17 protein-coding genes and 1 pseudogene are annotated in these 19,203 nt (G+C 48.4%); 12 read left to right on the top strand and 6 right to left on the bottom strand.

Annotated features, from left to right (window positions below):
- Positions 1-19 precede the first annotated feature (19 nt).
- The 3 genes and pseudogenes from KU392_RS07465 to KU392_RS07455 form a co-directional block, all read right to left on the bottom strand.
- Positions 20-436: a YchJ family protein gene (locus KU392_RS07465; protein ID WP_169295246.1), complete on the bottom strand. Its 417-nt coding sequence runs from the start codon at positions 434-436 to the stop codon at positions 20-22.
- 69 nt (positions 437-505) lie between these two features.
- A complete protein-coding gene (locus KU392_RS07460; RefSeq protein WP_169295245.1) occupies positions 506-1,132 on the bottom strand; it encodes a histidine phosphatase family protein in 627 nt (208 codons plus the stop codon).
- Between the two features lie 230 nt (positions 1,133-1,362).
- Positions 1,363-2,128 (bottom strand): annotated as a pseudogene (locus tag KU392_RS07455) (ABC transporter substrate-binding protein); the annotation flags it as partial.
- 244 nt (positions 2,129-2,372) lie between these two features.
- Here KU392_RS07455 and KU392_RS07450 point away from each other — a divergent pair.
- Both KU392_RS07450 and greA read left to right on the top strand, forming a co-directional pair.
- Positions 2,373-3,692: a solute carrier family 23 protein gene (locus tag KU392_RS07450; RefSeq protein WP_217734985.1), complete on the top strand. Its 1,320-nt coding sequence runs from the start codon at positions 2,373-2,375 to the stop codon at positions 3,690-3,692.
- A gap of 239 nt (positions 3,693-3,931) precedes the next feature.
- The gene (gene greA, locus KU392_RS07445; RefSeq protein WP_169295243.1) at positions 3,932-4,408 is read left to right on the top strand and encodes a transcription elongation factor GreA; all 477 of its coding nucleotides are present in this window, start codon (positions 3,932-3,934) and stop codon (positions 4,406-4,408) included.
- 194 nt (positions 4,409-4,602) lie between these two features.
- Here the strand turns inward: greA and KU392_RS07440 are convergent, their stop codons facing one another.
- On the bottom strand, positions 4,603-5,178 hold the full coding sequence (locus KU392_RS07440; RefSeq protein ID WP_169295242.1) for a YhbY family RNA-binding protein: 576 nt from the start codon (positions 5,176-5,178) through the stop codon (positions 4,603-4,605).
- 18 nt (positions 5,179-5,196) lie between these two features.
- On the opposite strand from KU392_RS07440, the gene KU392_RS07435 reads away from it, so the two are divergent.
- From KU392_RS07435 to KU392_RS07415, 5 genes are all read left to right on the top strand, one after another.
- On the top strand, positions 5,197-5,856 hold the full coding sequence (locus KU392_RS07435) for an RlmE family RNA methyltransferase (protein WP_217734984.1): 660 nt from the start codon (positions 5,197-5,199) through the stop codon (positions 5,854-5,856).
- Positions 5,857-6,058: 202 nt separating this feature from the next.
- Positions 6,059-7,960: an ATP-dependent zinc metalloprotease FtsH gene (gene ftsH / locus KU392_RS07430; RefSeq protein WP_217734983.1), complete on the top strand. Its 1,902-nt coding sequence runs from the start codon at positions 6,059-6,061 to the stop codon at positions 7,958-7,960.
- Between the two features lie 18 nt (positions 7,961-7,978).
- Positions 7,979-8,827 (top strand): dihydropteroate synthase, encoded by an 849-nt coding sequence (gene folP, locus KU392_RS07425; protein WP_217734982.1) that lies wholly within the window; start codon positions 7,979-7,981, stop codon positions 8,825-8,827.
- On the top strand, positions 8,824-10,164 hold the full coding sequence (glmM, locus tag KU392_RS07420) for a phosphoglucosamine mutase (RefSeq protein ID WP_169295238.1): 1,341 nt from the start codon (positions 8,824-8,826) through the stop codon (positions 10,162-10,164). The genes folP and glmM overlap by 4 nt, the downstream gene beginning before the upstream one ends.
- A gap of 137 nt (positions 10,165-10,301) precedes the next feature.
- A complete protein-coding gene (locus KU392_RS07415; RefSeq protein ID WP_169295237.1) occupies positions 10,302-11,066 on the top strand; it encodes a GNAT family N-acetyltransferase in 765 nt (254 codons plus the stop codon).
- A 96-nt stretch (positions 11,067-11,162) separates the two neighbouring features.
- On the opposite strand, the gene ppx is transcribed toward KU392_RS07415, so the two are convergent.
- On the bottom strand, positions 11,163-12,662 hold the full coding sequence (gene ppx, locus KU392_RS07410; protein ID WP_217734981.1) for an exopolyphosphatase: 1,500 nt from the start codon (positions 12,660-12,662) through the stop codon (positions 11,163-11,165).
- A 290-nt stretch (positions 12,663-12,952) separates the two neighbouring features.
- Here ppx and ppk1 point away from each other — a divergent pair, with 290 nt between their 5' ends.
- Together ppk1 and pstS are read left to right on the top strand one after the other, a co-directional pair.
- Entirely contained in the window at positions 12,953-15,037 is a 2,085-nt protein-coding gene (gene ppk1, locus KU392_RS07405; RefSeq protein ID WP_169295235.1) for a polyphosphate kinase 1, read from the top strand.
- Between the two features lie 283 nt (positions 15,038-15,320).
- Complete coding sequence (gene pstS / locus KU392_RS07400; protein WP_169295234.1) at positions 15,321-16,367, top strand: phosphate ABC transporter substrate-binding protein PstS; 1,047 nt, start codon at positions 15,321-15,323, stop codon at positions 16,365-16,367.
- 24 nt (positions 16,368-16,391) lie between these two features.
- Here the strand turns inward: pstS and KU392_RS07395 are convergent, their stop codons facing one another.
- Positions 16,392-16,640 (bottom strand): hypothetical protein, encoded by a 249-nt coding sequence (locus KU392_RS07395; protein WP_169295015.1) that lies wholly within the window; start codon positions 16,638-16,640, stop codon positions 16,392-16,394.
- On the opposite strand from KU392_RS07395, the gene pstC reads away from it, so the two are divergent.
- Genes pstC through pstB form a run of 3 tightly spaced genes read left to right on the top strand, consistent with a single transcriptional unit; the run spans position 16,525 to position 19,202 of the window.
- Complete coding sequence (gene pstC / locus KU392_RS07390) at positions 16,525-17,484, top strand: phosphate ABC transporter permease subunit PstC (protein ID WP_217734980.1); 960 nt, start codon at positions 16,525-16,527, stop codon at positions 17,482-17,484. The genes KU392_RS07395 and pstC overlap by 116 nt on opposite strands.
- 18 nt (positions 17,485-17,502) lie before the next feature.
- On the top strand, positions 17,503-18,390 hold the full coding sequence (gene pstA, locus KU392_RS07385; RefSeq protein WP_217734979.1) for a phosphate ABC transporter permease PstA: 888 nt from the start codon (positions 17,503-17,505) through the stop codon (positions 18,388-18,390).
- 35 nt (positions 18,391-18,425) lie between these two features.
- Positions 18,426-19,202: a phosphate ABC transporter ATP-binding protein PstB gene (gene pstB / locus KU392_RS07380; RefSeq protein WP_169295231.1), complete on the top strand. Its 777-nt coding sequence runs from the start codon at positions 18,426-18,428 to the stop codon at positions 19,200-19,202.
- The last annotated feature ends 1 nt before the right edge of the window (position 19,203 follow it).

Below are 19,203 nucleotides of genomic sequence, written 5' to 3'. Positions count from 1 at the left end.
TCCTTCGGGAAGCCGCTTTTTATTCCACCACATCGCCATCAAAATAAAACCATTTGCCATCTTCTTTCACGAAACGGCTGTTTTCATGCATTTTAAAGGCTTTCCCGTTTTGCTTGTATTTGGCGGTGAAAGACACTTCTTGATGGTCGGCATCAATCTCATGGAATTCATGTACGGTCAGGCCCAGCCATTGTGGTGGTGCCGTTTCCAGATCAAGGGCGGTTGGTCGCGTGCTCGGGTGCCAGGTATTCAGCAGGTAATGCTCATTGCTGTGTACGTAGGCAGAATAGCGTGATCGCATCAGACGCTCTGCATCCGGGGCTTGTTCCTGACCCAGGAGATAAGGCTCACAGCATTCTGCAAATGGTTTTTTTTCCTGATGGCCCCCGCAGGGGCAGACTGCTTTTTCAGTGTTTTTATCTTTCTTTTTACTCATGACTGCGCTCCTTGATTCCTGGGCATGGCCGGAAATAGGGTTAGGGGTGGATGGTTGGTTTTTGATGAGTCATTGGTCAAGATGACTGGCATCGGCCCACGATATGACCGACCATTTGTTTTCAGGGGAAATTTGCAAACGGTTAATGGATGTATTGCGTTGCGTAAATTCACGGGGGGCATTGGGAGGCAGTTGATGGGCCGCCCGCCACATCATGTCAATGGCACCACCATGGGAAATGACAAGCAGTGTTTCGTTCAGGTGTTGCCTTGCCAGGTCAAGCAGGGTGTTTCTGATTCGATCGTAGAATGTTTGCAGGGATTCAGCCTGGTGTTCTTTCTGGTTAAGTTCGATGGCCAGGTTTTCTTCACGGATGGCGTTGTATTCTTTCAGGACGGACCAGTGTTTGCCTTCCAGAATGCCATAGTTGCGTTCACGCAGGCCGGGCAGGGTGGTAATGTCAAGATTGTTGGCACGCGCATAAGGCAGCGCGGTATGATAGGCACGCTGCAGGTCGCTGGTGTAGATATGATGGGGTAAAACCGGAAAGAAATCCCGGTTAAGGTGCCTGCACAGGTTTTCTGCCTGAGCCAGGCCGGCCTCATTCAGTGGAATATCTCGCCAGCCCTGCAAACGGCGTTCGCTGTTCCAGTCGGTTTCTCCATGACGGATAATCCAGATATCAGTATGTGACATGGGTTTCTTAAAGCAATTTGCCTGTTCAATTCAATAATGCTCTATTGTATTACTTTAGGCGATACGGGTGGTGGACGTTGGCAATAAGCGTATTTGTGACGGGGGTAGGGCAAGTGCAACCGCCTGGCCGCCAGAACATCATCTTCAGGGACCTCACCGTTGACGGGAATGTGCAGTTCCCCAATTGCATCGACATAAAGAGAGACTTTATTGGTTTCGCGGGCGGTGACGCGGCCTTCCCCTGTATTTTTGGCACCGCTGATCAGTGCGATATTGGCGGGTACGATGGCGGTTGTTTCCGGATAAACAAACTCAACCGGAAAATTTGAAAATTTGCTGGATAGTCCAAAAAAGTCAATGACCGGGCCTGCGCCGAATTGCCCGTTATTGATGCCATCGGGTACGCCAAACGAGCGTTCGGTTAAGGCGCTGCTGTTGCCAGCCATGCGAAAAATGGTGTTCCAGCCCTCATCCCAGCCCTCACCTATGCAAAATGGTTTCAACGGTCAGGTGCTGCGTGCCTGAACGTGATGGAGAGGTCATGCCCACATTGCCATACCATTCCGGCTTGAGCAGGTCGTGCCATTCTTTGGGTTCTGCCAGGTTCTTGGCTTTAAGAAAGCGGGTGTTATACATGATGCCGTAGCCGGCCAGTGCCTGCCCTAGGAATAGGCCGCTGGGATCATTAATGGGGAAACTGCCGATTTTGTCGGGGACATCAGGATTTGAGATATCGCCCGCCTTTTCAAGCAGACCGGCAGCCCCCAGAACCTCAAAGGCATCGGGAGCGCTGGCCCAGAAAACTTCGGGGCGTTGACCTTCCGGGGTTTCTCGGACATAGGCAATTCCTGAAACGGTGTTTTTATTTAATATTTCAAGTTTGATGTCAGGGTTGGCTTTTTCAAAAGCGTTTTTATAGGCTTGGGTAAGTTCCTAGGGAAAAGAGGTGATGATGGTCACGGTACCGGCAAAAGCGCTGGGGGCGCTGGTGAGCATCAGGGTTAAAACGGCACATTTGAGCCCTTGTTTCAGTTTGGCTTTCATGGTTTTGTCTCCTGGTGGTTGGAATATCGCTTTTGGTATATGACTGGCAATATCCATGTCACAATACGATTGATTGACTAAATTGTCCAATAGTGGTTGCCCCTGGTTTTCCTGTTATATTTACTTGCCAGCAAAGCCATTCAGGACGTACACTTTCCTTCCAGCATTTATGTAAAACAATTTTAAAGGGAAAGAAATGTCTGGATCCTATTTTCCAATCTGGCGCAAGGTTGACGAACTTGAGCCCGGGCAGGTGGTTGCCCCTGATGAATACTTGCCGGCAGGACAAACCGTTGCCATGGGGGTGCAGCACGTTGTGGCCATGTTCGGCTCAACAGTACTGGCACCATTATTGATGGGCTTTGATGCCAATCTGGCGATTTTGATGTCGGGTATTGGCACCCTGATTTTTTTCCTCTTTGTCGGAGGAAGAGTACCCAGTTATCTGGGCTCCAGCTTTGCTTTCATCGGCGGCGTCGTGGCGGTTACCGGGTATTCCGGTTCTGGCCCCAACCTTAATATCGGGGTGGCCTTGGGAGCCATCATTGCCTGCGGTGCGGTCTATACCCTGATCGGTCTTATCGTTTGGTATGCCAATTCAAGGGGCAATGGATCGGCCTGGATAGAAAAACTGATGCCACCGGTTGTCACTGGCGCAATTGTTGCCGTGATTGGCTTGAATCTGGCACCCATTGCGGCCAAGGGAGCCATGGGGAGTGGCAGTAATTTTGAAGCGGCCATGTCGATTATGACGATTCTATGTGTGGGCATTATTGCGGTTTTTACCTCAGGCACCATACAGCGCCTGCTGATTCTGGTGGGGCTTGTTTTGGCCAGTGTGCTGTATTGGGTTTTTGCCAATGTCATGGGCCTGGGCCAGCCGATTGATTTTATCGCGATCCAGAATGCGGCATGGTTTGGCTTGCCTTCCCTGGCCACTCCTCAATTCAATCTTTCAGCCATTTCCGTGATTGTGCCGGTGGCGGTCATTCTGGTGGCTGAAAACCTGGGACATATCCGGGCAGTCAGTGCCATGACCGGTCAGGATCTTGATCAGTATCTGGGCCGTGCTTTTGTCGGGGATGGGGTTGCGACGATGCTGTCAGGTTCGGTGGGCGGAACAGGCGTTACTACCTATGCCGAAAATATCGGCGTGATGGCCGTGACCCGCATTTATTCGACCATCGTGTTTGTGGTTGCCGCCTTGTTTGCCATCTTGCTGGGCTTTTCCCCCAAGTTTGGGGCCCTGATTCACAGCATTCCGGCCCCTGTGCTGGGTGGTGTTGCAGTGGTGGTTTTTGGGCTTATCGTTATTGCCGGTGCCCGCATCTGGGTGGTTAACCAGGTTGATTTCAGTGACAATAAAAACCTGATTGTGGCGGCGGTAACCATGATTCTGGGCGCTGGAGATTTTAAAGTTTCCATGGGGGTTCTGGAGCTCAATGGTATTGGTACGGCTACTTTTGGTGCCATTTTGCTTTATGCGCTCTTGAATTGTCGTGCAAGCAAGTATTGATTTTTCTGGTGTTAAAGCGGAGTAGACGTTTGTTCGTGTTTTTTGACGACAGAAAAATGTCTTTTAATTAAATGACTTGCAATTTTAATCAAATTTAAGCACAATTGTGGTTAGTTCCCCGGTTCAGAGTGAACCGGGGAAATTTTTTGTCTTTTAAAAAGACGCGTGTTTATTTGTAACGCTCTGTATTTATTTAAAAATAATGCGGGGCGTTTAGTTTTTTATGAGTGTGTGAAATTATGGCAGCTATTCCATTAACGGCGCGTGGTGCAAAGCGCTTAGAAGAAGAATTGCACCGCTTGAAAACCATCGAACGTCCCAATGTCATTGAAGCAATCTCCGAGGCGCGCGCTCAGGGAGATTTGTCTGAAAATGCCGAGTATGATGCCGCACGTGAGCGCCAGGGTTTTATCGAAGGCCGTATCAAGGAACTTGAAGGCACTTTGGCCAATGCGCATATCATTGACCCGGCTACATTGGAAGTGGATGATCGTATTGTTTTTGGTGCAACGGTGACTATCGAAGATCTGGGTTCCAGTGAAACGGTGACTTACCAGATTGTGGGTGATCTCGAGGCCGATATTCGCCAGAACCTGATTTCCGTTTCCAGCCCGGTTGCCCGTGCGCTGATTGGCAAATCGGAAGGTGATGTGGTCATGGTGAATGTGCCCGCCGGCGAGAAAGAGTTCGAAATCATCGAGATCGCATATAATTAAACAAATCGTTGTTTCAGGATTTTGTGCTTGCCTAGCATGAAATTGCATGCCACGCTTAAATTAAAGAGCTGGCATTTTTGTTTTTCGGGCGTCAAAAAAAGCCAGCTTGAATGCTGGCAATTGTCAATGAAGTGATCCCTATCCGGGGATAGGGCGGTAATCATTGCTGGCAGTTTCTGCCAGCAAGAATGATCTTAGCGGGTGCCGCGGCGTGTTGTACTGTTGCGGCGTCCGGCACGCAGGGACAGGGCACTGCCGGCACGACGCGGAATATTATGGGCAGGGCGACTGGCTGATGGTTTTGCCACGGGCTTGCGAGCAGGTCTTGAGTTGTCGGAAGCCAGAGCGTCATTACTCTTGATGACGGTTTTACGGCGCTTGTCTTTGATACTTTTGCCGGCGGCGGCCAGTTTTTTGGGTGTATAAGGTTCGGAAGGTTTACGATAGCTGGCCTGTTGGGGTTCTTTGTCGTTTTCCTCAAAAGCACGGTTGGCCGAGCCGTGACGATATAGAATAAGCGTTTTGCCCAAATGATGAATATTGGCACAGGAAAGTGTGTCGCAAATCTGATTCAGCATATCAATGCGAGCTTGCCGGTCGTCTCCTGCGACGCGGACTTTGATCAGGCCATGAACTGTCAGGCTGGTGTCGATTTCTTTCAGGACTGCATCGGTCAGTCCGTTATCGCCAATCAGGACAACCGGTTTGAGTGGGTGGGCGGCAGAGCGTAAGGCGCTGCGTTCTTTAGATGTTAATTCGAGTATAGGCATAAGTTAGGAAATACGGCAATGGCCAAAAAGAAATTCTCAAAAGAGTGGATCCATCAGCACATTAATGATCCATATGTGAAAATGGCTCAGCAAAAAGGTTACCGGGCACGTGCTGCATTCAAGCTGATCGAGATCCTGGATTCAGAAAAGCTCATGCGTCGGGGTGATATTATAGTCGACTTGGGCTCTGCTCCGGGAAGTTGGTCGCAAGTTGCACGCGAAAGATTGGTTGGGCCGGGCGGCATAGTGGACGGCCGGGTTATTGCACTTGATATTTTACCCATGGAACCGATTGCTGGGGTGGAATTTTTGCAAGGCGATTTTCGTGAGGATGAGGTTCTGGCACGCTTGCATGAGCAGGTGGGCAATCAGCAGGTGGATCTGGTCATCTCGGATATGGCGCCCAACCTTTCAGGTGTGAGCTCGGCCGATTCAGCGCGTATCCAGCATGTATGCGAGCTGGCTATGGATTTTGCCCTTGATCATCTCAAGCCCGATGGTGCGCTTATTGTCAAGGCGTTTCATGGTAGCGGGTTTTCACAAATTGTTGAAATGTTCAAGCAGCATTTCAAAAGAGTGGTGGAGCGCAAACCAAAGGCTTCGCGTGACAAATCATCGGAAACTTTTCTGGTTGCCCGGGGTCTGAAGAAGCTTCGGGAGCAAGATCCTCAGGATTAAGCAGGCTTGCAATTTCCGGTTTTGTCCCAATTTAAATCTTTCATGTATATTTCGATACATTTTAATTCATTCGAAATATGCACTAATTCCATCTTTTTTATTTCTATGATATAGAATGTAAACAGGTGCAATCTTAGTTTTTTTGTAGTTTTTATGAGTCATAAAAATTGCAGCTCTAAATTTCATGCGGGAGAGCTGATCTTTGAATAATTCTTTTTCTAAATTCGCCATGTGGGCCATTGTTGCCTTGGTGCTGTTTACGGTGTTCAAGCAGTATGATGCGCCCGTGCGTAATAACGATGGCGTCAGTTATACCCAGTTCATCAATGACGCCAAGCAGGGTAAGATTTCCAGCGTGGAAATCCAGGGTGATACCATTCACGTGACCCCAAGCGGTGGTCGTCCCTATTCGCTAACCTCTCCAGGAGACCTCTGGATGGTAGGCGACCTGGTGCGTGACGGTGTTAAAGTAACCGCCAAACCACCAGAGCAACCTTCTTTTCTGTTAAGCGCCATTATTTCCTGGTTCCCCATGTTATTGCTGATTGGGGTCTGGTTCTTTTTCATGCGCCAAATGCAGGGCGGTGGCAAGGGCGGTGCCTTCAGTTTTGGTAAATCCCGCGCCCGTATGCTTGATGAAAGCAGTAACCCCATTACCTTTGCCGATGTGGCTGGTTGCGATGAGGCCAAGGAAGATGTGAAGGAACTGGTCGATTTCCTGCGTGACCCTTCCCGTTTTCAGCGTCTGGGTGGTCGTATCCCCCGTGGCGTGTTAATGGTGGGTCCTCCGGGAACCGGTAAAACCCTGCTGGCCAAAGCCATTGCAGGCGAGGCAAAAGTGCCGTTCTTCACCATTTCAGGTTCCGATTTTGTTGAAATGTTCGTGGGTGTGGGTGCTTCCCGTGTTCGTGACATGTTTGAAAATGCCAAAAAACACGCGCCGTGCATTATCTTCATTGACGAGATCGATGCAGTGGGTCGTCAGCGTGGTGCCGGTGTGGGCGGTGGTAACGATGAGCGCGAGCAAACACTCAACCAGATGCTGGTTGAAATGGATGGTTTCGAGTCCGGTCAAAGCGTGATTGTGATTGCTGCCACCAACCGTCCCGATGTTCTGGATCCCGCTTTGCTGCGCCCTGGTCGATTTGACCGTCAGGTGGTGGTTAACCTGCCCGATGTGCGTGGTCGTGAGCAAATCCTGAATGTACATATGCGTAAAGTGCCCTTGGCACCTAACGTAGTGGCTTCAGTTCTGGCTCGTGGCACACCTGGTTTTTCGGGCGCAGACCTGGCCAACCTGGTTAATGAAGCCGCCTTGTTTGCCGCGCGTCGTAATGGACGTACCGTCGACATGATCGATTTTGAAAAAGCCAAAGACAAAATCATCATGGGTGCCGAGCGCCGTTCTATCGTCATGCCCGAAGAAGAGCGTAAGAATACGGCTTACCATGAGGCTGGTCACGCCATTGTGGCAAGCATGCTGCCTAAAACAGACCCAGTCCACAAGGTTACCATTATTCCTCGTGGTCGTGCCTTGGGTGTTACCATGCAATTGCCCGAAGGCGATCGTTACAGCATGGATAGGGAACGTTTGCTTAATACCATTGCTGTACTGTTTGGTGGCCGTATTGCCGAAGAAGTGTTCATGAATCAAATGACCACCGGTGCTTCAAACGACTTTGAGCGGGCAACCGCCATTGCACGTGACATGGTTACCCGCTATGGGATGACAGACTCATTGGGCCCAATGGTTTATGCCGAGAACGAAAATGAAGTCTTCCTTGGCCGAAGTGTGACAAAAACCACACATATGTCAGAATCCACCATGCAGAAGGTGGATACTGAAATTCGCTTGATTATCGATGAGCAATATGCCATTGCGCGCAAGATTATCGAAGAGAACAGCGATAAAATGCATGCTATGGCCAAAGCGCTGCTAGAGTGGGAAACCATTGATGCGGATCAGATCGAAGACATTATGAAAGGTCGTGATCCTCGTCCGCCTAAAGAGCCTGATGCACCGCATGATTCCGCTGGTATGCCCCCGCCAACAGGCACGGCTCCCAAAGGTAAAGACAGCGATAGTCCGGCAACTGCCGTGTAATAATAATATTTTTACTGAATGAATAGTACATTCCTTTGCGGGCGCTTTGAACTGGGGTTCGAGCGCCCTTTAATTATGGGGATAGTGAATATTACGCCCGATTCCTTTTCGGACGGTTCACATCATTTTTCAACCAACGCGGCGATTGATCATGCCTTGGGGCTGGTCGAGCAAGGTGCCGATATCCTGGATATTGGTGGAGAGTCCACTCGTCCCGGTTCTGATCCGGTCAGTATTCAGGAAGAGCTCGATAGGGTCATTCCCGTTATAAAGGGCTTGCGTGATTGTGGCGTGCCTCTGTCGATTGATACTTTCAAGCCCGAAGTGATGAGGGCGGCCTTGCAATCGGGGGTTGACTTAATCAATGATATTTATGCATTAAGACAGCCCGGTGCACTTGAGGTCGTCAGTGAGTTCCCGAATTGCGGAATTTGCATCATGCATATGCATGGTGAACCTAAAACCATGCAGGTTAATCCGCCAGATTATGACAACAATATTACCCGTGAAGTGTTTGCTTTTTTACAGGACAGAATGAAAATTATGCTGCAAAGCGGGATCGATCCTCGTAGAATTATGATCGATCCGGGGTTTGGTTTTGGTAAAACAGTGCAGCAGAATTTTCAATTATTGCGTGAAATGGCAGCCCTGAATGAATTGAAAGCACCCGTACTGGTGGGTGTGTCCCGCAAAACCATGATTGGTGCGGTAACCCATAAACCGGTCAATGACCGGGTGGCGGGTAGTATTGGCGCTGCGCTGGCAGGTGTGGCCCGGGGGGCAGTGGTAGTCAGGGTGCATGATGTGGCCCAGACGCGTGACGCCTTGGCTGTATGGAATGCCGTTGAATTTGGAGCTAATGAATGAGCCGTAAATATTTTGGAACCGATGGAATTCGGGGTGAAGTGGGTGGAGAACTGATTAATGCCGCATTTGCTTTGCGATTGGGGTATGCGGCAGGACGTGTTCTGTCCAAGAACCATCAGGGAGGCGGACGCCCCATTGTCTTGATCGGAAAAGATACCCGTGTTTCCGGCTATATGCTCGAATCCGCCCTGGAAGCGGGTCTGAGTGCGGCAGGTATTGATGTTTTTCTGGCAGGTCCCATTCCCACGCCTGCGGTCGCTTACTTAACTCGTGCCTTGCGATTGACGGCCGGGGTGGTGATCAGTGCCTCGCATAATCCTTATGATGATAACGGGATTAAGTTCTTTTCCGGTCAGGGCACCAAATTGCCCGATGAGGTGGAAGAGGAAATTGAACGGGCCATTGATGAGCCCATTGGTTGCGTACACTCGGAAAGTATTGGCCGCGCAAGGCGGATTGATGATGCGGCAGGGCGTTATATTGAATTTTGTAAAAGCACGTTCCCCAATGAACTGGACTTGAAAGGTCTGAAAATCGTGGTGGATGGTGCACATGGTGCCGCCTACAACATTGCGCCATATGTTTTTCGTGAGCTGGGTGCCGAGGTGATTGAGATCGGCTGTCATCCTGATGGTTTCAATATTAACCAGGATGTGGGCGCCCTGTATCCCGACAAACTGGCTGCAACGGTTTGTGCCCGTGGTGCTGATTATGGTATTGCCCTTGATGGTGATGCAGACCGGATTCAGATGGTTGATGCCGATGGACGTATTTATAATGGTGATGAGCTGTTGTATGCCATTATTCTGGAACGTCTTTCCCAGGGGCAGGTCAAGGGTGTTGCCGGCACACTGATGACCAATTATGGTTTTGAAAAACAAATGGCTGCCTTGGGGATCCCGTTTGAGCGTGCCAAAGTAGGGGACCGTTATGTGCTGGAAGCCTTGAAGAAAAATGGCTGGCTCTATGGTGGTGAGGGCTCTGGACACTTGTTGTGTCTGGATCATCACACAACGGGTGATGGTATTATTGCCGGTTTGCAGGTGCTTAAAGGTTTGGTTCGCAGTGGAAAAACACTGTCTGAATGGATTTCCGATCTGAAAATGTATCCGCAGGTCATGATTAATGTGCCGTTGGCCAAAGGTGTCAAATGGGAGGCGCATACAGGCCTTCAGGCTGCCCGTGAAGCCGTGGAAAAAGAGCTCGGCAGCCGTGGTCGCGTCCTGATCAGGGCTTCGGGTACCGAACCCAAACTGCGTTTGATGGTGGAGGCCGAAAGTTACGATTTGGCCAAACACTGTGTTGATCAGCTTGCTGCCGTTAATTTGTCTTGCTAAAACAACCGCATCACGCCAGAAAACAAATACAGTACAATGCTTTTCACAAACACCTTATGTTTCGTGTTTGTGAAAAGTGTTTGTCAAATGAAATCGGTATGATGTCATTGTTAATCATTTCGTAGGAAAAGAAGCGAATGCAAGAACTATTGCGTACAGAGGCGGATACGGCAACTCAGGATGAACCTGGATTGGTTTTGGGGCTTGCAACAACACCGGAAGAATTGGAGCAGCTGCAAAGATTGCGTTTCGATGTTTATACCAAAGAAATGAACGCTGTTTTTCCTGATGCCGTTGATGGGGTTGATATTGACCGTTATGACCAATGGTGTTATCACTTAATGGTGTGTGATACAAAAACCGGTCAGGTTGTGGGAACTTACCGTGTCATGACACCCGAAAAAGCCATTGAAGCCAATGGTTATTATTCAGAATCCGAGTTTGATATTTCCAGCTTGGATCATATCCGTCACTTATTGTGTGAATGCGGTCGTTCCTGTACCCATGCCGATTACCGCAATGGTTCTGCCATCATGATGCTTTGGACAGGGCTGACCAGGTTTATGCATCAAAAAAACTATCGCTATATGCTGGGTTGTGCCAGTGTCAGTCTGGCTGATGGTGGTGTGCAGGCTTCCCAGGTGTGGCGGGCGGCAAAGGCCGATATGGACAAACACCCTGAATTGCCAAGGGTAACGCCGTTAAATCCCTATCCACTGGACAAACTTGAGGCTACCGGTGAAGTCAAAATTCCTCCCTTGATCAAGGGATATCTTAAAATTGGTGCCCGTATTTGTGGTGAGCCTGCCTGGGATCCCAATTTCAATGCGGCAGATTTTCCCATCATTATTGATATTGAAAGTATGGATCCGCGTTATCGTAAGCATTTTGGCATAGATTAATGTTGGGTTTTAAAGCAAAGGCCTCATTGGTTTACCAGTGAGGCCTTTGTTTTATCAGGCATTGGAAACAGCCATTAGTTTATGCCAATATGGCCTTTATGTCGGTACTACCTTGAAGGAAAAACAGGAGTCGGCATGTTTCCATTCCGAAGTTTCCAGCTTAAGGCTGTACTGCGTTAATGGATGCTGAGCCAGCCATTTGCTGGAAATAATCAGCGAGACGGTTTTATCATTGACGTCCAGTCTTGAAATTTCCGGGTTGATCAGTTGCCGGCGACGCAGGAAAAGGGTGGCCAGCCTTAAGCATAACAAGGCAAGCCATTGGTTTCTGGTGGGGGTGTAGGTGTTGATTTTGTCCAGTTTGCCCTGGTGGCCTAGCGTTAGTAATGAAAGAACACTTTGGTCAGCTTTGGAAAAACCCGGCATATCGGCATTGCCCAATACATAGGCAGTGTGTTTGTGATAGGCGTTTTGTGAAATGCTTAACCCCACTTCATGCAAATCGGCGGCCCATCCCAGAGCCTGACGCAATTCGCCCGCCAGCGGATCATTAAGCTTCAGTTGGTCAAAAAACTGCAGGGAGAGCTGTTTGACACGAGTGGCCTGTTTGATATCTATATGGTAGCGCCGGATAAACTGCTTGACCGATTCATCACGTTTGTCAACAGCGGCCTGCCGCCCCAGCATGTCGTAAAGTACACCTACCCGAAGCGCACCTTCACCCTGAAGCATGCGTTCTATTTTAAGCTCTTTAAAGGCGGATATCATAATGGACAGTCCTGCGGGCAACACTTCCATACGATCAATTTTAAGACCTTTCAGTTCGGGGGCTTTGGCAGAACCGTAGCGAATCAAGACTTTCTTGAGTTTTTGCATGCCATCAAGGGTGATGCCTTTTTCCGAGAAGCCGGATTCTTCCAGGGTGGCCACTAAGGCCTTTGCGGTGCCGGAAGAGCCATAAGCTTCGGCCCAACCCATTCTTTGGAATTGTTTGGAGATGGCCTCCAGCTCTTTGCGGGCAGCAATTTCTGCATGGGCAAAACCTTCAGCTGTCACTACGCCTTCTGGAAAATAGGCTTTGGTGAAGCTGACGCAGCCCATGCTTAAAGATTGCATGAGTTTGGGTTCAAGGTTTTGACCAATAATGAATTCTGTTGAGCCTCCGCCAATATCGATCACCAGGCGTTTTTCGTCTGATGGTGGCAGTTCATGGGCCACACCCGAAAAAACCAGTCGGGCTTCTTCATGACCGGCAACCACTTCAATCGGGTAACCTAATGCAGCTTCAGCGCGAGGCAGGAATTCCTTGATATTGCGGGCAACCCTAAAAGTATTGGTGGCCACTACACGAACGCGGTCGGGAGGAAAGTTTTCTATTCGGTCGCCAAACCGTTCCAGCACGGCAATCGCCCTTGCAATCGCTTCTTCACTAAGAATCATGTTCTTATCAAGGCCAGCTGCCAGGCGAACCGTTTCTTTCAGTCTGTCCTGTGCATAGATTTGTGAAATACCTTCACGCTGCACAATGCGTCCGATAGAAAGCCGGAAACTGTTGGAGCCCAGGTCAACGGCAGCTAATAAGTTATTTTGATCCATGCGTTTGCTGTCTTAGGTGTTTAGTTGCGCTATTTTAGTAAAAATAAATGTGTGTTTTGTATAAAAGAATAAATGCCGAAAAATTTAAGCGACATTTGCAGAAATTTTAACTGAGTAAGTGGGGCAAACATAATTGGAGGGTTATGTGATTTGCGTAAAGTGAGTGTGTGCCAATGAGACAGAAATAATTAAATTAATGAAAAAAAGCGCTTATACGACATTGTCATTAAATGGTAATTTATATAGTGTATAAGCAACAAATAAAAAATTAAATCATTTGTAAGGTAATCATGATCGAGAATAACCAGGAAGATGTGTCACCCCCCAATTTGCTGAACCGGGAGTTGTCTTTACTCAAGTTTAACGCCAGGGTATTGGGAATGGCTGAAAACGAAAATACGCCACTGCTAGAGCGCTTGCGATATATATGTATTGTCAGTTCCAATCTGGATGAGTTTTTTGAGATCCGGATTGCCAGCCTTAAAGAGCAGGAGCGACGAAATCCACGGGTGATTGGTGATGATGGTTACACACCCAGTGAGGCATTTGAGTTGGTGCAAAAAGATGTGCATGAGCTGGTTAAACGGCAGTATTCCTTATTAAATCAAAGTATCTTGCCAGCCTTGCGTGAGAAAGGGGTTTATATTTTCAAGCCCCAGGAGTACACCGAAAGCATGATGGCCTGGGCCCGTGAGGTGTTCCTGGAGGATGTGATGCCTTTATTGACGCCCATCGGGCTTGATCCATCCCATCCATTTCCCCGGGTCTATAACAAAAGCCTTAACTTTATCGTTTCACTATCGGGTGTTGATGCGTTTGGACGCACTTCTTCCATTGCCATTGTTCAGGCACCGCGTGCCTTGCCGCGGCTGTTAAAAATTCCCGAAGAAGTGTGTGGCCAAAAACACGGACACACTTTGCTGTCCAGTCTGATGCAGATGTTTGTCGGAGATCTGTTTCCAGGATTGGAAGTCAAGGGACTGTATCAATGGCGGGTAACCCGCAACAGCGACCTATATGTCGATGAAGATGAGGTAACCGATTTACGGCAGGCTTTGCAGGGAGAGTTGTCCCAGCGCAACTTTGGTGCCGCGGTTCGATTGGAGATTGCCGAGGATACCCCTGAAGAGCTGGAAGTTTTCCTGCAATCCGAGTTTGCGCTGACACCACTTGACACATACCGTACTGCGGGCTCGGTTAACCTGACCCGCATCATGCCGTTGTGTGATATTGATGCGGGAACCGATTTGGTGTTTCCAGGTTACAGGGCAAAAATTCCATCACCCTTTGATAAAATGGAAGATCATCCTGAGCATATGTTCAGTGCGATCGCCAAAGAAGATCTGCTGTTGCATCATCCATACCAATCTTTTGATCCGGTCATCGATTTTCTGACGGCGGCAGCCATAGACCCGGCCGTGGTCGCGATCAAGCAAACCATTTACCGTACCGGTGAAGACTCTGAATTGATGCGTTTGCTGGTTATGGCTGCCAAGTCGGGCAAGGAAGTTACTGTAGTGGTAGAACTGATGGCTCGCTTTGATGAACAAACCAATATCAATTGGGCCGCTAAACTTGAAGAGGTTGGTGCGCATGTGGTTTATGGGGTGGTTGGTCATAAAACCCATGCAAAAATGGCATTGGTGTTAAGAAGGGAAGGGCGCCGCATTGTGCGCTATGGTCACCTGGGTACCGGTAATTACCATCCGCGTACAGCCCGTCTGTATACCGACTTTGGCATGCTAACCGCCAACCGGGAAATTACCGAGGATATGGATAAGATATTCTCCCTGTTAACCGGTTTGGGGGCCAGGCGTCCACTGAAATTGTTACTGCAGTCTCCTTTTACCCTGCATGGCAAAATGCTAACGCTGATTAATAATGAAGCAGAAAACGCACGTCAGGGTAAAAAGGCCCGTATTATGGCCAAAATGAATTCCCTGCTGGATATCCAGGTGATTAATGCCCTTTATGAGGCAAGTCAGGCCGGAGTGGAAATTGACTTGATTGTGCGTGGGGTGTGTGCCTTGCGTGCCGGGGTTGCCGGTATGTCTGAAAATATTCGCGTGCGATCCATTGTAGGGCGCTTCCTTGAGCACTCCCGGGTATTTTATTTTTATGACAATGGTAAAGAACAGGTCTATCTCTCTTCGGCTGACTGGATGGAGCGCAACTTTTTCCGTCGTGTAGAAGTCGGATTCCCTGTGTTAAATCCCGCACTGAAAAAACGGGTTATTGCCGAGTCATTCACTTATGCGCTTAAAGACAATGTACTGGCTTGGGAACAGCAACCCGACGGCAATTACCAGCGTGTCAGAAACCGTCGCCAACCATTTAATTTGCAAAATCATTTAATGGGATTGCTGGGTAAATAATTCTTTCCCCCGGTCATCACCAGGCACCAGCCGGGCCTGGCTTTGAAAACGTGGGCAAATTCAGGAGGCCTAAAGCTTGTTGACATTTGTTCACGTTTTTTGTCTGATGTAAAAAATCAACATCTTTCTTTTAATTTATTGATTAATTAGGGTTTTTGGAGGTTGTGGTCTAGACAAGTCGCAAGCGAATATGCAAGAACTGTCACAATCATGTCATATTTGGGATTTACTATGTCGTCATTGGTATAAAAATCCATTTCCACTTTTCTCGAAAGGAAAAACAATGTTGAAGCATGCATTTAAACGCGTTACATTGGCAGTCGCCTTAGGCACTGCTGCTTTTTCAGTACAGGCCGCCAGTACAGTAACTGGTGCAGGTGCTTCTTTCCCATATCCTATTTATGCAAAATGGGCATCTGAATACGCAGCAGAAACTGGTAATAAAATCAACTACCAGTCAATTGGTTCGGGTGGTGGTCAACAGCAAATTATTGCTAAAACCGTTGATTTCGGTGCTTCCGACGACCCAATGAAAGCTGACAAACTGTCAGAAAACAATCTGCTGCAATTTCCTGCTGTTATTGGCGGCACAGTGCCTGTTGTTAATATCGAAGGTATCAAACCCGGTGAACTGAAACTGTCCGGTTCTGTACTGGCCGACATTTTCCTGGGTAAAATCAAAAAATGGAACGATCCTGCTATCGTTGCCCTGAACGCCGATCTTAAACTGCCAAGCGCCGACATCGTTGTTGTTCACCGCTCAGACGGTTCAGGCACCACCTTCGGTTGGACCAACTACCTGTCTAAAGTTTCTGCTGAATGGAAAGAAAAAGTAGGTGAAGGCAAGGCCGTTAAATGGCCAGTAGGTCAGGGCGGTAAAGGTAACGAAGGCGTTGCTGCTTACGTAGGTCAATTGAAAAATTCGGTTGGTTATGTAGAGTATGCTTACGCAAAACAAAACAACCTGTCTTGGACACAATTGCAAAACAAGGACGGTAAATTCGTTCAGCCAGAACAAAAAGCATTCGCAGCAGCTGCCGCCAATGCTGACTGGAAAGGTGCCCCAGGTATGGGTGTTGTGTTAACTAACGAACCCGGTGCAGAATCCTGGCCTGTTACTGCAGCTACTTTCATCCTGGTGCATAAAGTTGCTGAAAAACCCGAGCAAACAAAAGCAGTGCTGTCATTCTTTGACTGGGCATTTAAAAATGGTGCTAAAACAGCCGCCGAGCTGGACTACGTACCGCTGCCAGAAGCAGTTACCAGCCAGGTTCGTGATGCATGGGCATCTGAAATCAAAACAACTGGCGGTGAAGCAGTTTGGAAATAAACAACGGGCTGTTCAATTAATTGGCTAACCTTGTTTGAAAAACATGGCGGTTATTAAAAAACCGCCATGTTTTTTGCAAAATTCAAAAGTAGAGTCGAGAATGAGCGCTACAATAACCCCTTCCGTTTCTTCTAATATTAAAACTGCTGATTCAGCCATGAAAAAAGATATCCCACCAAACCCGACAAGTAAAAATGCACTTGCAGATGGTTTGTTCAAAGGTACAGCCAGGTTTTTCGCCTTCTTCGTCTTTATTTTGCTTGCAGCCATCATGGTTTCCCTGGTTTATGGAAGTCGTGAAACCATTGCCGCCTATGGTATGTCATTTTTTACCATAAATGACTGGGACCCTGTCAATGATGTATATGGCGCTGTTGTACCTATTTTAGGTACGGTGATAACCGCCTTTATTGCACTGGTTATTGCGGTTCCCGTTTCTTTTGGTATCGCCATGTTCCTGACTGAACTGGCCCCGGCCTGGTTGCGCAGGCCATTGGGTGTTGCTGTAGAAATGCTGGCAGCGATTCCCTCCATTATTTATGGCATGTGGGGCTTGTTTGTTTTTGTGCCTATTTTCCAGGAATACATTCAGCCCGGCATGATTGCCGTACTTGGCAATATTCCTGTCATTGGCGGCTTTTTTTCGGGCCCTCCTTTTGGTATTGGCCTGTTCACCGCCGGTCTCATTTTATCCATTATGATCATTCCCTACATTGCCTCGGTCATGCGTGACGTGTTCGAGGTGGTGCCAGCCATGCTTAAAGAGTCTGCTTACGGGTTGGGCGCTTCAACCTGGGAAGTCATGTGGAAAGTCGTCTTGCCTTATACCCGCAGCGGTGTCATTGGTGGTATTATGCTTGGCCTTGGGCGTGCATTGGGTGAAACCATGGCAGTTACTTTTGTCATTGGTAATGCTTTCCGCTTGCCTGACAGTATTTTCTCTCCGGCAAACTCTATTGCCTCTGCCATTGCGAACGAATTCAACGAGGCAGGTGGTTTGCAAAAATCAGCCTTGATCGAACTGGGTCTTATCCTGTTCCTTATTACGACCATTGTTTTGGCACTTTCCCGCTTGTTGCTTGCACGTGCAGCCAAGGGTGAAGGCAAGAAATCCTAAGCGTACCGGATACAAAAAATGAATACATACTCTACATTGAATACATCTGCGCCTGTAAAATCGTTGCTTAACAACGATAACGCCCTGTATAGAAAACGTAGCAAAATCAATAAAGTCATGTTAACGCTGTCTTTCATTGCACTGGTTTTCGGCTTGTTCTGGCTTTTCTGGATTATTCTTACCTTGCTGCTTAAAGGTGGTGCATCCTTATCCTTTACCCTGTTTACCGAAATCACCCCCGGACCGGGTGATTCGGGAGGCTTGGCCAACGCCATACTTGGTTCCGTGCTTATGTCGGCGGTGGGCACCATTATTGGCACGCCTATTGGCATCATGGCAGGCACCTATCTGGCCGAATATGGCAGCCGTGGCTGGTTGGCACCGGCTACCCGTTTCCTGAACGATGTCCTGCTATCAGCCCCTTCCATTATTATCGGTTTGTTCATTTACTCCTTGTATGTGTCCAATGTGGGTCATTACTCCGGTTGGGCAGGAGCGCTGGCCTTATCCATTCTGGTTATTCCGGTCGTTGTGCGCACCACCGACAACATGCTTTTGCTGGTGCCAAACAGCCTGCGTGAAGCCGCTGCTGCGTTGGGTTGCCCCAAATGGCGTATTGTGACCATGATTTGTTACCGTGCTGCGCGCTCAGGCATTATTACCGGCATTTTGCTGGCAGTGGCCCGCATTATGGGTGAAACGGCTCCCTTGCTGTTTACCGCATTGTCCAACCAGTTCATGAGCTGGAACATGAATGCACCAATGGCCAACCTGCCAGTGGTTATTTATCAATACGCGGCCAGTCCCTTTAAAGACTGGAACGAGCTGGCCTGGGCAGGAGCAACCCTGATTACCCTGCTGGTATTGGGCCTGAATATCCTGGCTCGCAGTTTGTTCCGTAAGTAAACAGATTATCGATATACAGATTTTAGGAAATTGAAATGGAAAATTTGGTTCCAGTCGATGAGACAAAGATCGAAGTTAAAAACCTGAATTTTTATTATGGTGGTTTTCACGCGATCAAAGACGTAAACATGCGTATTGCCCGTAACAAGGTAACTGCTTTCATTGGTCCTTCGGGCTGTGGCAAGTCTACCCTGTTGCGTACCTTCAACCGCATGTTCGAATTGTATCCAGGGCAGCGTGCAGAAGGTGAGATCAACCTTGATGGTGAAAACCTGCTTACCACCAATACCGATATTTCATTGATTCGTGCAAAAGTGGGAATGGTTTTCCAAAAACCTACGCCGTTTCCCATGAGTATTTATGACAACATCGCTTTTGGTGTCAAGTTGTTTGAAAAACTCAGTAAGGCTGAAATGGACGAGCGGGTTGAATGGGCCTTGACTAAATCGGCTTTGTGGAATGAAGTGAAAGACAAGCTCGGTCAAAGTGGTAACGGCTTGTCGGGTGGTCAGCAACAGCGCTTGTGTATTGCACGTGGTGTGGCCATCAAACCCGAGGTGTTATTGCTTGATGAGCCTTGTTCGGCACTTGATCCTATTTCAACCGTAAAAATCGAGGAATTGATTACCGAGTTGAAAAAAGACTATACCGTTGCCATCGTGACCCATAACATGCAGCAGGCAGCCCGTTGTTCCGACTACACTGCCTATATGTACCTGGGCGAGCTGATGGAGTTTGGTGAGACAGAGAAAATCTTTGTTAAACCACAGCGCAAGGAAACTGAAGATTACATTACCGGCCGTTTCGGTTAAT

Source organism: Advenella alkanexedens (assembly GCF_019132845.1).
GTDB lineage: Bacteria > Pseudomonadota > Gammaproteobacteria > Burkholderiales > Burkholderiaceae_B > Advenella > Advenella alkanexedens.
This window is presented reverse-complemented; position numbering and strand designations above follow the sequence as displayed.

Coding starts and splice junctions, on each gene's coding strand:
- KU392_RS07460 (WP_169295245.1), bottom strand. CDS start 1,132: ATGTCACATACTGATATCTGGATTATCCGTCATGGAGAAACCGACTGG.
- KU392_RS07395 (WP_169295015.1), bottom strand. CDS start 16,640: ATGATGGCTGCAAGCAAAATAAAGACGAAGAAGGCGAAAAACCTGGCT.
- pstS (WP_169295234.1), top strand. CDS start 15,321: ATGTTGAAGCATGCATTTAAACGCGTTACATTGGCAGTCGCCTTAGGC.
- glmM (WP_169295238.1), top strand. CDS start 8,824: ATGAGCCGTAAATATTTTGGAACCGATGGAATTCGGGGTGAAGTGGGT.
- pstB (WP_169295231.1), top strand. CDS start 18,426: ATGGAAAATTTGGTTCCAGTCGATGAGACAAAGATCGAAGTTAAAAAC.
- greA (WP_169295243.1), top strand. CDS start 3,932: ATGGCAGCTATTCCATTAACGGCGCGTGGTGCAAAGCGCTTAGAAGAA.
- folP (WP_217734982.1), top strand. CDS start 7,979: ATGAATAGTACATTCCTTTGCGGGCGCTTTGAACTGGGGTTCGAGCGC.
- KU392_RS07440 (WP_169295242.1), bottom strand. CDS start 5,178: ATGCCTATACTCGAATTAACATCTAAAGAACGCAGCGCCTTACGCTCT.
- pstA (WP_217734979.1), top strand. CDS start 17,503: ATGAATACATACTCTACATTGAATACATCTGCGCCTGTAAAATCGTTG.
- KU392_RS07415 (WP_169295237.1), top strand. CDS start 10,302: ATGCAAGAACTATTGCGTACAGAGGCGGATACGGCAACTCAGGATGAA.
- KU392_RS07465 (WP_169295246.1), bottom strand. CDS start 436: ATGAGTAAAAAGAAAGATAAAAACACTGAAAAAGCAGTCTGCCCCTGC.
- ppx (WP_217734981.1), bottom strand. CDS start 12,662: ATGGATCAAAATAACTTATTAGCTGCCGTTGACCTGGGCTCCAACAGT.
- pstC (WP_217734980.1), top strand. CDS start 16,525: ATGAAAAAAGATATCCCACCAAACCCGACAAGTAAAAATGCACTTGCA.
- ppk1 (WP_169295235.1), top strand. CDS start 12,953: ATGATCGAGAATAACCAGGAAGATGTGTCACCCCCCAATTTGCTGAAC.
- KU392_RS07450 (WP_217734985.1), top strand. CDS start 2,373: ATGTCTGGATCCTATTTTCCAATCTGGCGCAAGGTTGACGAACTTGAG.
- KU392_RS07435 (WP_217734984.1), top strand. CDS start 5,197: ATGGCCAAAAAGAAATTCTCAAAAGAGTGGATCCATCAGCACATTAAT.